The organism is Humibacillus xanthopallidus (genome assembly GCF_044793955.1).
GTDB lineage: Bacteria > Actinomycetota > Actinomycetes > Actinomycetales > Dermatophilaceae > Humibacillus > Humibacillus xanthopallidus_C.
The window spans coordinates 3739460-3751807 of record NZ_CP084995.1 but is presented as its reverse complement, the minus strand read 5'-3'; the positions used below and the strand labels follow the sequence as shown (position 1 = coordinate 3751807).

The window sequence follows — 12348 nt, the reverse complement described above, 5'->3', positions numbered from 1 at the left end:
CTCGCCTTCACCGGTCTTGCTGCTGGCCGCGCTCGTCGGGCAGGCGGTCACCGGGCAGGCTGGCTACAACGACGAGGCCCGCGGGGCGGGACTGCCCCAGATGAGCCTGCTCGACTACGTGAGGTCGTCCCAGTTCGCTGTCGACGTCGCCGAGAACTGGCAGTCCGAGTACCTGCAGTTCCTGCTCTTCGTTCTTCTCACGGTGTGGCTCGTGCAGAAGGGCTCTCCCGAGTCCAAGCCCCTCGACCAGGTCGGACGCGAGTCCGACGAGGAGCAGAAGGTCGGCCCCCACGCCCTGACCGACTCTCCGGCCTGGGCGAAGGTCGATGGATGGCGTCGTGCGGTCTACTCCCGGTCGCTGGGACTCACGATGGGCCTGATCTTCCTGCTGTCATGGCTCGCTCAGTTCGTCGCGGGGCGCAGTGCCTACAACGCGGAGCAGATTCAGGAGCTCCAGGCCCCGCTGGGCTGGGGTGAGTATGCGTCGGCACCTGACTTCTGGAACCGCACCTTCCAGAACTGGCAGTCGGAGTTCCTGGCTGTCGGCAGCATGGTCGTACTCAGCATCTACCTGCGGGAGCGCGGCTCGCCGGAGTCGAAACCGGTCGGGCAGCCGCACACGTCCACGGGCGTCGAGGGCTAGAAGGCCACGCGGCTCATCCGGGATCGGGCTGATGACGGGTGTCGTGGGTCTCGTACATCCGAAGGGCGACGACGAGCCCGGAGAGGGCGGTGAGGACGGCGACCACCCACACCGCGGCCCGCACCCCGAGAGCGTCGGCGACGACGCCCGCCAGCAGGGCGCCGACGGCGAATCCACCGTCGCGCCACAGGCGATAGACCCCGACGGCGCGGGCGCGCCACGACGGGTGGGCGACGTCCCCGACGGCGGCGAGCAGCGTGGGGTAGACCATCGCGGTGCCCGCACCGAGGAGCGCGGCGCCCACGGCCCACGGGGCGAAGGAGCTGGAGATCGCGATCACGACGAGGGCCACCGCCTGCAGCCCCATCCCGCCGACGATGAGCCACTTGCGCCCCCAGCGGTCCGACAAGGCTCCCGTGACGAGCTGGCCGAGCCCCCAGACCGCGGGGTAGAGGGCGGCGAGCACGCCGATCCTGCCCACCGAGAGCCCGGCGCCGGTGAAGAGGACCGGGAACAGCCCCCACGCCAGGCCGTCGTTGAGGTTGTTGACCAGACCGGCCTGACTGGCGGACGACAGGGCCGGCTCACGGAAGCTGGTCTGGACCGCGACCTCACGGCTCGTCAGGTCCCCGTGGAGGTGAGCGTGCCTGCCGTCCGGTCGCGGGGTGTGCAGCGAGGCCTCGAGCCGCGCATGGCCCTGGGTCTCCCTGACGAAGAGGGTCGAGAGCCCGAGCCCGAGGGCGGCGAAGGCGATCCCGAGGTAGAAGGGCGTCGGCCGCAGACTGTGCGCCTCGGCGAGGTAGCCGGTGGCGAGGGCTGTCACGGCGACGGCGAGATAGCCGGCTGCCTCGTTGAGGCCCATGGCGAAGCCTCGGCGGGCGGGGCCCACGAGGTCGATCTTCATGACGACGGTGGTCGACCAGGTCAGGCCCTGACTGATGCCGAGCAGCACGTTGGCGGCGACGACCCAGGCCCACGACGGCGCCCAGATGAGCAGGATCGGCACAGGCAGGGCCAGCACCCACCCGGCGACGAGGACGGGCTTGCGCCCGTAGCGGTCGCCGAGGGTGCCGGCGACGTAGTTGGTGGCCGCCTTCGCCAGCCCGAACGCCACGATGAAGGTGAGCCCCGCCGTGTAGGCCTGCAGGCCGAACTCGGACTCGGCCAGCAGGGGCAGCACGGTCCGCTCCTGACCGAGCATGCCACCCACGAGGGCGTTGACCCCGACGAGGAGCCCGAACTGCGCGGCGTTCTGGCGCAGGCCGAGGTGGGTCGCCCTCCGGCGGTGCGTGGTGGTGTCGTTCATGGAATCCCGTTCTGGCCAAGGTGACGCGGTGCGGTCGTGCGGGCGCGGGCCATTCCGTCAGGCCGCTGTGACGCAATGATTCTATACCCATGGGGGTATGCCGTTCGATTGGCGCGGAGGGCCGTCGTCGGGTTACGCTCTGTCCCGAGAGATACCCCCATAGGTATCCAAGAACTGTGTGAGGAGAGACTTCATGACCACGACCACGACAGTCGGCGCGCTCGCTGCCGCGCATGCGGACGGCGCCGTCGTCATCGACGTCCGTGAGCCCGGCGAGTACGTCGGCGGACACGTGCCGGGCGCAGTGTTGATGCCGATGGGGCAGCTGCCCTCCCGCGTCGCCGAGCTCGACCGCTCGCGGCCGGTCTTCGTCATCTGCGCCAGCGGCAACCGCAGCCGGGCCATGGCCGACTACCTCGAGCGGGCCGGCTTCGACGCCCGCTCGGTCGACGGCGGCACCGCGGCCTGGGTCCAGTCCGGGCATCCTGTCGTGCGGGGCGCTCGCCCCACGGCAGCCTGAGGCTCACTCACCACTGCCCCACGACCTCCAGCACCACCACCCACCCGTTCCACCAGAAGGAGACAACCATGTGCCGACCCGCCAACTGCAGGACCTGCGGCAAGACGACGTGGGCCGGCTGCGGCCAGCACGTCGACCAGGTCATGCGCAACGTCCCGGCGTCGCAGCGCTGCGCCGGTCACGTCAAGGCCGAGAGCGCCTCGTCCGGAGGCTTCCTCGGTCGCCTCTTCGGACGCAGCTGACCGACGGCTGACCAAACGACTGACCAACGACTGACCGACGACCGTCCGGCACCTCATCAGGGGTCGGTCGGCGATTGGCCCCAGTGGCACGCGGTGGGCAACCCGCCGCGTGCCACTCCTTTTCGGGGTCCGACGAAAGGAACCATGAGCACCACCTCCAGCACCGCCCCCCGCACATCCCACCCCGCAGCCCTCGACGCCGCGGCCCTCGAGGAATGGCTGGCGAGTCCGGACCGGCCTCGCCTGCTCGACGTGCGAAGCGCCGCCGAGTTCACCACCGCGCACATCCCCGGCTCCTACAACGTGCCGCTCGGCCTGCTGCGTGAGCACCGCGACGAGCTGCGCGACCACCTCGACGAGGACGTCGTGCTGATCTGCCGGTCCGGGGCCAGGGCCGGGCAGGCCGAGGGTCTGCTGTCGGCCACCGGCCTCGACAATCTGCACGTCCTCTCCGGCGGAGTCTCCGCTTGGGAGTCTGCCGGCCTCCCGCTCAACCGGGGCTCCGAGACCTGGGAGCTCGAGCGGCAGGTCCGCCTGGTCGCGGGTGGCCTGGTGCTCGCCGGGGTGCTGGCGAGCATCCGACTGCCAGCCGCCAAGTGGGTCTCGGGCGCCATCGGCGCCGGGCTCACCGGCGCCGCACTGACGAACAGCTGCGCCATGGGCAAGGCCCTGTCGATGCTGCCCTACAACCGCACCGGCGAGCCGAGCCTCGACAGCGTGCTTCGCGAGCTCTCGGCTCCCACCGCCTGAGCAGACCCGACCTGCGACGACCTCCTGCACCCCGCACTCCATGCGGCTGCAGGAGGTCGTCGCTGTGTCAGGCAGCGTGTCAGGCAGCGTGTCAGGCAGCGTGTCGGGCAGCGTGTCGGGCAGGCGTGTCGGAGCACCAGCAGGCAGCGCCCTCGTGAGGCGCCCTCGTGCGGCCGGAGGACGGCCACGTCAGCCGAGACCACGCTCGGCGTTGAGGCGCTGGAGCCGCAGGCCGACCTCCGCAGGCTCCACGCCGGTGCCCGGGAAGCCGAGGATCCGACCGACCGGGGCCGACCCCAGCAGCGTGAGCATCTCGGCGTCGTCGAGGAAGCGAGACAGCCCGGGCCGCACGATCTCGGCCGCCTCCTCGTCGGCCATCACCTCCTGCATCGTGGACTCGAGCGACAGCGGCAGCCGGACCTCGTCGCCGGAGACGACGACGGCCGCGGAGAGCCGAAGGTCGCGACTCGACGCACCGACCTCGACGGCATACGGCCCACCCTCGACCAGCCAGGCGCCTGCGCGCACGTCCCAGTGGGCGAGGTCCGCTCGTCGCACGGTCAGTTCGACGACACGGCGCTCTCCGGCCGCGAGCGCCACCGACGCGAAGGAGGCCAGCTCGCGCGGCGGCCTGGACACCTGTGACGATGCCGGCCCGGTGTAGACCTGCACCACCTCGCGACCGTCGCGCGGGCCGGTGTTGGCCACCGTCAGGCTCACGGTGAGGCCTCCCGCGTGCGCCGTCACCGCCAGGTCGGAGTAGGCGAAGGTCGTGTAGGACAGGCCGTGGCCGAAGGGGTAGGCGACGTCGAGGTCGCGGGCGTCGTACCAGCGGTAGCCGACGAAGATCCCCTCGCCGTAGCGGACGTGCCCGTGCTCCCCGGGGAAGTCGAGGTAGGCGGGGGAGTCCTGCAGCCGATGGGGGATCGTCTCGGCGAGCCGGCCCGACGGGTTGGCCACGCCGTAGAGCACGTCGGCCACGGCGGTGCCGCCGGCCTGGCCGAGCAGCCAGCCCTCGACGACGGCCGCAGCCCGGTCCGCCACGGCGCCGAGGCGCACGACGCCACCGTTGGAGAGCACGACGACGGCACGCGGGTTGGCGGCGGCCACGGCCTCGAGGAGGGCCAGCTGGTCGGCTGGGAGGTCGATGTCGTCGCGGTCGAAGCCCTCGGACTCGAGCTCGGCCGGCAGGCCGAGGAAGAGCACGGCCACGTCGCTCGAGGCCGCGGCCGCGACGGCCTCCTCCAGCAGCGCCGCGGCGCCGGGCGTTGCGGTGCCGGAGTCGGACTCGCCGAGCAGGAAGCCGGCGGCATACGTCAGGTGGTCCGCATCGGCGTGCTGGCGGAGGCCCTCGAGGGCCGTGTCGAGCCGGGTGGGGTTGATGAGCGAGCTGCCGGCGCCCTGGTAGCGGGGCTGGGTCGCGAACGCGCCGATGACGGCGACCCGCGTCGAGGGGTCGAGGGGGAGGATGCCGTCGTTCTCGAGCAGGACGATGCTACGCGCCGCCACCTCACGAGCGAGGGCGTGGTGCGCCTCGACGTCGTGGCCCCCTGCTCCGTCTCCGGTGCTGGCCGCAGCTGTGCTGCCGTGGCGACGCAGCGCCTTCTGCACGAGGTCGACCACCCGGGTGGCGGCGACATCGACGACCGACTCCTCGAGCCGGCCCTCCCGGACCGCCGCGACGATCTCGGCGTCGGTGCGCCCCTCGCTCGATGGCATCTCGAGGTCGAGACCTGCAGCCACCCCGGCGACTCGGTCGTCCACCGCGCCCCAGTCCGACATCACGAGGCCGGTGAAACCCCACTCCCCGCGCAGCACGTCGGTGAGCAGCCACCGGTTCTGCGAGGCATAGGTGCCGTTGACCTTGTTGTAGGAGCACATGAGGGTCCACGGCTCGGCGTCCTCGACGACCCGCTGGAAGCCGCGCAGGTAGATCTCGCGGAGCGGGCGCTCGTCGACGTCTGCGGAGACCCGCATGCGGTCGGTCTCCTGGTTGTTGGCAGCGAAGTGCTTGAGGGAGGCCCCGACGCCCTGGCTCTGCAGGCCGAGGACGAGCGCTGCGCCGAGAACGCCCGAGACGAGGGGATCCTCCGAGAGGTACTCGAAGTTGCGGCCGCACAGCGGCGAACGCTTGATGTTGATGCCGGGGCCGAGCAGCACGCCGACGTCGTGCGCCACGGCCTCCTCGCCGAGCGCGACGCCGACGCGCTCGAGCAGCTCGGGGTCGAAGGTCGAGCCCAGCGCCACGGCCGGAGGGAAGCAGGTGGCCGGCACGCTGTCGGCGAGTCCGAGGTGGTCTCCCCCCTCGCGCTGCTTGCGCACGCCGTGCGGCCCGTCCGTGAGCATGACCTCGGGGATGCCGGCCCGCGGGACGGCCTGAGTGAACCAGAAGCTCGACCCGCTCGTGAGCGCCGCCTTCTCCTCGAGGGTCAGTCGCGCGACGACCCCCTCCGGGGTCTCGGCGAGCATCGCCTCGAGGTCTGCGGCGGTGGGGGATGAGGCGTCGTGCTGGAGGTCGCTCACGGTTGTCCTTTCGGCAGGTCGCAGCTCTGCGACCCAGCCAAAACCATACGACGCTCGGTTTTTGCCGCGCAAGGGCCGTACGATGCGCGCATGGCCGAGAGAGGCGCATACGCGAAGGGCGTCGCCAAGCGTGAGGAGATCCTCGACGCGGCCCTCGGTGTCATCGCCCGCAACGGCTACCACCGCACGACGGTGCGCGACATCGCCGAGGCGGTGGGCCTCAGCCAGGCGGGTCTGCTGCACTACTTCTCGTCGAAGGACGCGCTCTTCGTCGAGATCCTGCGACGCCGTGACGAGGTCGATCGCGAGCGAATGCCTGCTGACCCGCAGGCCCGCGTCGAGGGGCTCATCGAGGTCGTTCGGCACAACGCCGACGTGCCGGGTCTCGTGCAGCTCCATGCTGAGCTCTCGACCGAGGCCGCCCACCCCGACCACGCCGCTCACGATCACTTCACGCGGCGCTATGCCCGGCTGAGGAGCGAGCTGGGCGAGGCGGTGCGCTCGGCGCAGGAGCGGGGCGAGCTGTCGCGGTCGCTCGACGCCGAGTCCGTGGCGACGATCCTGCTCGCGGCGGCCGACGGGCTGCAGACGCAGTGGGGGCTCGAGTCCGAGCTCGACATGGCGGCACAGCTGGAGCATCTCTGGGCAGCTCTGCGGCGGGTGCCATGACCTCGATCGGCCTGACACGAGAGGGAGCCCGATGATCGACGACCGGGCCACACCCCCGGAGGCGACGACCACGACGGGGCGTGTGCGTGGCGTCTGGCGCCAGGGGTCAGCGGCGTTCCTCGGCATTCCCTTCGCCGAGCCACCCACCGGTGCAAGACGATTCGCGGCGCCGCAGCCCAAGGAGGCGTGGGCCGGTGTGCTCGACGCGACGGCACACGGCCCGACACCGCAACGCCGAGCGCTGTCTGAGGTGACCCTCATCCCCGAGCCGTCGGTCCCGGGTGACGCGACGCTCAACGTCGACGTCTTCACCCCGGCGCCCGGGCTGCCCACGGGCGCAGGGCTCCCCGTGCTCGTGTGGATCCATGGGGGTGGCTTCGTCGCCGGGTCGCCGGCCAGCCCGTGGTACGACGGTCGGGCCTTCAACCGCGACGGCGTCGTCACCGTCACCGTGTCCTACCGGCTCGGTTTCGACGGTTTCGGGTGGATCGACGGCGCGCCGCCCAACCGCGGCGTCCTCGACTGGCTGTTGGCGCTCCGCTGGGTGCGGGACAACGTGGCGGCCTTCGGGGGCGACCCGACCCGCGTGACGATCGCGGGCCAGTCGGCCGGTGGCGCAGCGGTGCTGACGCTCCTCGGCATGCCGGCCGCCCAGGGCCTGTTCGCCGCCGCCTGGTCGCTGTCGGGCCTCGTGCCCGGCATCCCGGCCGATCGGGCGCAGCGGTATGCCGCCCGCCTGGCCGTCGCTGCCGGCGTCACGCCCGACCGGGAGGGGTTCACGTCGGTCGGGGAGGCCGAGCTTCTCGCGCACCAGCTCGCGCTCGACGAGGCGGTGGGCGAGGCGGGGGACGAGGCGGCCGTCGGGAGCTCGGTGTTGCCGGACGCGGCGCTGGCGCCGGCCCGTGACCTCGTCACGGAGGGGCTGAGCCTCGGTCCCGTCATCGACGGTGACCTGCTGCCCGTGCCGACCCTCGACGCCTACCGCGCAGGGACCGGCGCTGGGGTGCCGCTCGTGATCGGTGCGACCGACGACGAGTTCGCGCTCCTCGTCCACGAGGCGCGGGGGCCGCTCGACGCCCTGTCTGGGCGAGAGGCGCTCGCGGCTCTCGGACTGGCTCCGCCCGCGCTCGACCGCTATCTCGCCGCGCGCGGCGAGCGCTCGACGTCTGATCTCGTCGGGCGCTACGTCACCGACCGACTCTTCCGCACGGCGACGCTCGAGGTGCTCGCTGCACGCGGGGCGGCTCCGTCGTGGCTCTACCGCTTCGCGTGGCGTTCGCCGGTATTCGGCGAGTCGGTGCACTGCCTCGACGTGCCGTTCTGGTTCGACTGCCTGGGTCTCGACCGCGTCGCCGCCCTGGCAGGTCCGCGGCCTCCTCAGGGGCTGGCCGATGACCTCCACCGCGCCGCAGTGGAATTCGTGGTGCGCGGCGTGCCCGGGTGGCCGCACTGGTCGGAGCCAGCGCGGCTCACCTGGGTCTTCGACACGCCGGGCTCCGTCGAGGGTGACGGCTACTCGGACGTGCGGGCCCTCATGGAGTGAGGGGTCGGGCCGTCCGTCAGGAGGCGACGGCGTGGACGAGCGCCCACGCGCCGTAGCCGCCCATGATGTCGGAGACGTCGCTGAAGCCCTGGGAGCGCAGCAGGCTGGCGCCCACGCTGCTGCGCCACCCGCCCGCGCAGTAGAGCACGACGGGCTTGGACGGGTCGAGCTCGCCACTGCGGCGAGCCAGCTCGGCGAGCGGGATGTGACGGGCGTAGGGGAGCATGCCCACCTCGAGCTCACCGGCACCCCGGATGTCGACGATCTGCACGTCGTCGGACTCGATCGCGGCCTGCACCTGCGTCGAGGTCAGGCGGCTCGCGTGCTCGACGTCATCCTCGTGGGCAAGCAGGTAGGCCTCCGGGTCCGGCACGTAGCCGAGGACGTTGTCGAAACCGATGCGGGCGAATCGGGTCGCGATCTCCTGCTCCTGGCCCTCGGGAGCGATGATGACGACCTTCTGCTCGGGGGTGAGCACGCTGCCGACGGTCTCGGCCATCCGGCCGTCCCACGGCACGTTGATCGAGCCCTTGACGTGACCGGCGGCGAACTCCTGCTGGTCACGGGCGTCGTCGAGGACCGCACCGGCGGCGAGCGCCGCGTCGACCTGCTCGTCGGTGAGTGCGGGGATGACGGCGTCGGTGTCGCGCACGCCCCGACCCTGCTTGTTGAGGGTCGCGTTGTAGACGAAGTAGGCGGGCGCCGGCGGCTGACCGGCGGTGACGACCTCGAGGAAGTCGGCCTCGCTCATCGGCTGGCAGGCGTAGTTGAAGGACCGCTGCTCGCCGATCGTCGACTGCCGCTCGGTCGAGAGGTTCTTGCCACAGGAGGACCCGGCGCCGTGGGCGGGGAAGACGCGGACGGCGTCGGGCAGACCCATGAGCTTGTGCTGCACCGAGTCGTAGAGCATCCGGCCCAGCTCGTCGGCGGTCACGCCGACGGAGGCCAGCAGGTCGGGACGGCCGACGTCACCGATGAAGAGCGCGTCGCCTGTGAGCACGCCGTAAGCCGTGTCGTCGTCCGCGTGCTCGAAGACGAGGACGCTGATCGACTCGGGGGTGTGGCCGGGCGTCTCCATGATCTCGAGCGTCACGTCACCGAGGCTGATGCGCTCGCCGTCGCGCAGGGAGCGGACCTCGAACTCGGGGTCGGCGGCGGCGCCGTAGCCGATCCAGGCGCCCGTCTCGCGGGCCAGCTCGAGGTGGCCGGAGAGGAAGTCGGCGTGGAAGTGCGTGTTGATGATGCCCACGATCGTGAGGCCGTGCGCCTGGGCGTCGTCGAGGTACTCCGCGACGTCACGGCGCGGGTCGACGATGACGGCCTGGCCGGTCTTCTCGTCGCCGACGAGGTAGGACGCCTGGGAGAGGCAGTCGAGGTAGTACTGGCTGAAGTACATGGGTCTCCTTGGGTTTGCGCAGCAGCTCTTGACACCATCGTAACCGATACCCATGGGGGTATATTTCCACCGGGTCTCGCGGCTTCACACAGGCTTCACATCCGGTCGCGCAGGACCTTCACGCGGGCGCGGTTGAGTGAAGACAGAGGGAACGGGAGGACCCGGACCCGACAGCCACCACGATGAAGGAGCAGATCATGAACACCACCTGGAGGAACCGAACAGCGGTCATCGCGGGTGCCGCCCTGATCCTGGCCGGCGGAGCGGCGGTCTCGGCCGGCGCCTCGACCGGCGTGGCCCCGACCTCGGTCGTCGCCACTGCCACCGCCACGGACCCCGCCCTGGCGAAGGGGCTCGCGTTCACTCGCGAGGAGGAGCGCATGGCGCGCGACCTCTACCAGGCGCTGGCCGACCACTACGACGGGGCACTGCCCTTCAGTCGGATCGTCACCAGCGAGCAACGGCACTTCGACGCCGTCGGCACGATGTTGGAGCGCTACAGCGTGACCGACCCGGCAGCAGGCAAGCAGGCGGGCAGCTATGCCGACCCGACGATCCAGAAGCTCTACGACGGTTGGCTGGCGGAGGGCAAGACGTCGCTCGCAGCGGCATACGGCGTCGGTGTGGAGCTCGAGACGCGTGACATCGCCGACCTCGAGAAGGCCATCGCCGCAACGTCCGCTGCCGACGTGAAGCAGCTCTACACCAACCTGCAGCGTGCCTCCGAGCACCACCTCGCCGCCTTCGAGGCTGCGGTCGACGGCCGCACCCTGGGGACCGGGATGGGGACCGGGATGGGGGCCGGTATGAACGGTCAGGGGCAGATGGGCCGCGGCAACGGCAACGCCAACGGCAACGGCAGCGGCCAGGGTCGGATGGGATCCGGTCTCGAGCGCGGGCCCGGAGCCGGCAATGCTGGAGACTGCCCGCTGGAGGACTCGGCGAGCTAGACAGTCCTGCTGCTCGGGTGACTGCCGAGCGGGAGCCGGGCCGTGAACGTCGCACCGCGACCACGGCCCGGCGACTGCGCGACGAGGTCGCCGCCGTGGGCTCGCATGATGCCCCGGGCGACCGTCAGCCCGATGCCCGACCCGGTGTCGCCCTCGCTCGATCGCCTGCCGGGAACCCGGTAGAAGCGCTCGAAGACCCGCTCGAGGTCGGCGGCATCGAGACCCTCACCGGAGTCGGCCACCTCGACGAGGCCGGCTCCGTCGTCGCGCCGGCACGTCACCCGCAGCTCCCCGCCCGGCGGCGTGGCACGGATGGCGTTGCCGAGGAGGTTGGTGACGACCTGCGAGATCCGGTCCGGGTCGGCGGCGACGAGGATCGGATCCGTCGCAGGGTCGACGACGAGCGTCAGGCCCGCGTCCTCGGCCTGGGGCCGCAGTCGCTCGGCAGCCGTGTGCGCGAGCGATCGGAGGTCCACGTCGCGCAGCACGAGGTGCAGGCGACCCTCCTGCGCCCTCGACAGCGCGGAGAGGTCGTCGGAGAGCCGCCGCAGCCGTCGCACCTCGTCGCTGACGCGCCCCAGCTCCGTGGGGGTCGCCGGCAGGACGCCGTCGATCATCGCCTCGACGTAGCCGTCGATGACCGTCAGGGGGGTGCGCATCTCGTGCGCCACCTCGCCGAGCAGGCGCACGCGGCGCTCCTCCGTCTCGGCGAGGGCACGGCCGAGGGTGTTGACGTCGGTCGCGAGGTCGGCGAGCTCGGTCTCGCGGGGGATGGGCACGGGCACGGCATACCTGCCCTGGGCCATCTCCCGCGTCGCCGCCCGGACCGTGGCGAGGGGGCGGATGAGGCGGTATGCCGCGAACGTGCCGAAGAGCGCGGCTGCCAGCGCGCCGACGAGGGCGCCGACGAGCAGGGCGCCGTCGACCGCGTCGGCGAACTGCTCGCGGAGCGATCCGACACCGCCCTGGCCCGGCCCTCCCATGCCACCCGTGCCCGACATCCGCATGCTCTCGTCGAAGATCGCCGGGGCCAGCTGCCTCACGATGACGTAGGTCGCGATCGCGCCGAGCACCGCGACGAGCAGGTGCGACAGGATGAGCCGCACGTCGAGGCGGTTCATGACGTGCCGTCCATGGGGTCGAGGAGGAACTTGTAGCCGACGCCGCGCACGGTGCCGATCACCCTCGGCGAGGTGGCGTCGTCGCCGAGGATCTTGCGCATGCTGCGGATGTGCACGTCGACGACGCGTTCGTCACCGTAGAAGTCGTAGCCCCAGACCTTCTCGAGCAGCTGGGAGCGGGAGTACACCCGGCCGGGCGAGCTCGCCAAGGCGATGAGCAGGTCGAGCTCGAGCGTCGAGAGCGCCACCTTGGTCTGGCCCGCGACCACCTCGCGCCGGTCGGGGTCGATGCTCAGCCCGTCGAAGCGAAGGGTCGGATCCGCCGGTGGCGCAGGGTCGCCCGGGTTGTCGGCCTGCGCCCTGCGGAGCACGGTCTTGACCCGGGCCACGACCTCCCGCGGGCTGAACGGCTTCGTGACGTAGTCGTCCGCCCCGACCCCGAGACCGACGAGCTTGTCGACCTCCTCGGCCCGCGCCGTCACGAGGATGACGCACAGCTGCGAGTGCTGCCGGATGGTGCGCAGCACCTCGAGACCGTCGATGTCGGGCAGCCCCACGTCGAGCAGCACGAGGTCCGGCACCTCACGCGTGGCGGTCGCCTGGCGCAGTGCCTCGGCGCCGGTGGCGCACTCGGCGACCTGGAAGCCGTCCGCCTCGAGATAGGCACGGAGCAACGGTGCGGATC

General features: G+C 71.6%; 12 protein-coding genes. 7 read left to right on the top strand and 5 right to left on the bottom strand.

Translation table 11 applies throughout. The features are described 5' to 3' along the window. The first annotated feature begins 16 nt into the window (after positions 1 to 16). On the top strand, positions 17 to 643 hold the full coding sequence (locus LG278_RS16920) for a DUF6766 family protein (protein WP_404388646.1): 627 nt from the start codon (positions 17 to 19) through the stop codon (positions 641 to 643). 13 nt (positions 644 to 656) lie between these two features. Here the strand turns inward: LG278_RS16920 and LG278_RS16915 are convergent, their stop codons facing one another. Then, a complete protein-coding gene (locus tag LG278_RS16915) occupies positions 657 to 1949 on the bottom strand; it encodes an MFS transporter (RefSeq protein WP_404388645.1) in 1293 nt (430 codons plus the stop codon). A 193-nt stretch (positions 1950 to 2142) separates the two neighbouring features. On the opposite strand from LG278_RS16915, the gene LG278_RS16910 reads away from it, so the two are divergent. The 3 genes from LG278_RS16910 to LG278_RS16900 all read left to right on the top strand — a co-directional run bounded on the left by LG278_RS16910 (position 2143) and on the right by LG278_RS16900 (position 3461). After that, positions 2143 to 2469: a rhodanese-like domain-containing protein gene (locus LG278_RS16910; RefSeq protein WP_404388644.1), complete on the top strand. Its 327-nt coding sequence runs from the start codon at positions 2143 to 2145 to the stop codon at positions 2467 to 2469. Positions 2470 to 2537: 68 nt separating this feature from the next. Continuing rightward, on the top strand, positions 2538 to 2711 hold the full coding sequence (locus LG278_RS16905) for a hypothetical protein (RefSeq protein ID WP_404388643.1): 174 nt from the start codon (positions 2538 to 2540) through the stop codon (positions 2709 to 2711). A 144-nt stretch (positions 2712 to 2855) separates the two neighbouring features. Beyond that, positions 2856 to 3461 (top strand): rhodanese-like domain-containing protein, encoded by a 606-nt coding sequence (locus LG278_RS16900; protein WP_404388642.1) that lies wholly within the window; start codon positions 2856 to 2858, stop codon positions 3459 to 3461. Positions 3462 to 3650: 189 nt separating this feature from the next. Here LG278_RS16900 and LG278_RS16895 read toward each other — a convergent pair whose 3' ends face one another. Continuing rightward, a complete protein-coding gene (locus LG278_RS16895) occupies positions 3651 to 5930 on the bottom strand; it encodes a glycoside hydrolase family 3 C-terminal domain-containing protein (protein ID WP_404393696.1) in 2280 nt (759 codons plus the stop codon). Between the two features lie 144 nt (positions 5931 to 6074). Between LG278_RS16895 and LG278_RS16890 the strand changes: the two genes are divergently transcribed. Both LG278_RS16890 and LG278_RS16885 read left to right on the top strand, forming a co-directional pair. After that, complete coding sequence (locus LG278_RS16890) at positions 6075 to 6653, top strand: TetR/AcrR family transcriptional regulator (RefSeq protein ID WP_404388641.1); 579 nt, start codon at positions 6075 to 6077, stop codon at positions 6651 to 6653. A gap of 31 nt (positions 6654 to 6684) precedes the next feature. Continuing rightward, positions 6685 to 8196: a carboxylesterase/lipase family protein gene (locus LG278_RS16885; RefSeq protein ID WP_404388640.1), complete on the top strand. Its 1512-nt coding sequence runs from the start codon at positions 6685 to 6687 to the stop codon at positions 8194 to 8196. Positions 8197 to 8212: 16 nt separating this feature from the next. Here LG278_RS16885 and LG278_RS16880 read toward each other — a convergent pair whose 3' ends face one another. Beyond that, the gene (locus tag LG278_RS16880; protein ID WP_404388638.1) at positions 8213 to 9592 is read right to left on the bottom strand and encodes a rhodanese-like domain-containing protein; all 1380 of its coding nucleotides are present in this window, start codon (positions 9590 to 9592) and stop codon (positions 8213 to 8215) included. Between the two features lie 197 nt (positions 9593 to 9789). On the opposite strand from LG278_RS16880, the gene LG278_RS16875 reads away from it, so the two are divergent. Beyond that, the gene (locus LG278_RS16875) at positions 9790 to 10542 is read left to right on the top strand and encodes a DUF2202 domain-containing protein (RefSeq protein WP_404388637.1); all 753 of its coding nucleotides are present in this window, start codon (positions 9790 to 9792) and stop codon (positions 10540 to 10542) included. On the opposite strand, the gene LG278_RS16870 is transcribed toward LG278_RS16875, so the two are convergent. Both LG278_RS16870 and LG278_RS16865 read right to left on the bottom strand, forming a co-directional pair. Next, positions 10539 to 11663 (bottom strand): sensor histidine kinase, encoded by a 1125-nt coding sequence (locus LG278_RS16870; RefSeq protein WP_404388636.1) that lies wholly within the window; start codon positions 11661 to 11663, stop codon positions 10539 to 10541. The genes LG278_RS16875 and LG278_RS16870 overlap by 4 nt on opposite strands. After that, on the bottom strand, positions 11660 to 12337 hold the full coding sequence (locus tag LG278_RS16865) for a winged helix-turn-helix domain-containing protein (RefSeq protein WP_404388634.1): 678 nt from the start codon (positions 12335 to 12337) through the stop codon (positions 11660 to 11662). The genes LG278_RS16870 and LG278_RS16865 overlap by 4 nt, the downstream gene beginning before the upstream one ends. Between the last annotated feature and the right edge of the window lie 11 nt (positions 12338 to 12348).

Excerpts from the sequence above, each read along its gene's own strand:
- LG278_RS16915 (WP_404388645.1), bottom strand. The coding sequence starts at position 1,949 with ATGAACGACACCACCACGCACCGCCGGAGGGCGACCCACCTCGGCCTG.
- LG278_RS16910 (WP_404388644.1), top strand. The coding sequence starts at position 2,143 with ATGACCACGACCACGACAGTCGGCGCGCTCGCTGCCGCGCATGCGGAC.
- LG278_RS16905 (WP_404388643.1), top strand. The coding sequence starts at position 2,538 with ATGTGCCGACCCGCCAACTGCAGGACCTGCGGCAAGACGACGTGGGCC.
- LG278_RS16900 (WP_404388642.1), top strand. The coding sequence starts at position 2,856 with ATGAGCACCACCTCCAGCACCGCCCCCCGCACATCCCACCCCGCAGCC.
- LG278_RS16895 (WP_404393696.1), bottom strand. The coding sequence starts at position 5,930 with ATGCTCGCCGAGACCCCGGAGGGGGTCGTCGCGCGACTGACCCTCGAG.
- LG278_RS16890 (WP_404388641.1), top strand. The coding sequence starts at position 6,075 with ATGGCCGAGAGAGGCGCATACGCGAAGGGCGTCGCCAAGCGTGAGGAG.
- LG278_RS16885 (WP_404388640.1), top strand. The coding sequence starts at position 6,685 with ATGATCGACGACCGGGCCACACCCCCGGAGGCGACGACCACGACGGGG.
- LG278_RS16880 (WP_404388638.1), bottom strand. The coding sequence starts at position 9,592 with ATGTACTTCAGCCAGTACTACCTCGACTGCCTCTCCCAGGCGTCCTAC.
- LG278_RS16875 (WP_404388637.1), top strand. The coding sequence starts at position 9,790 with ATGAACACCACCTGGAGGAACCGAACAGCGGTCATCGCGGGTGCCGCC.
- LG278_RS16870 (WP_404388636.1), bottom strand. The coding sequence starts at position 11,663 with ATGAACCGCCTCGACGTGCGGCTCATCCTGTCGCACCTGCTCGTCGCG.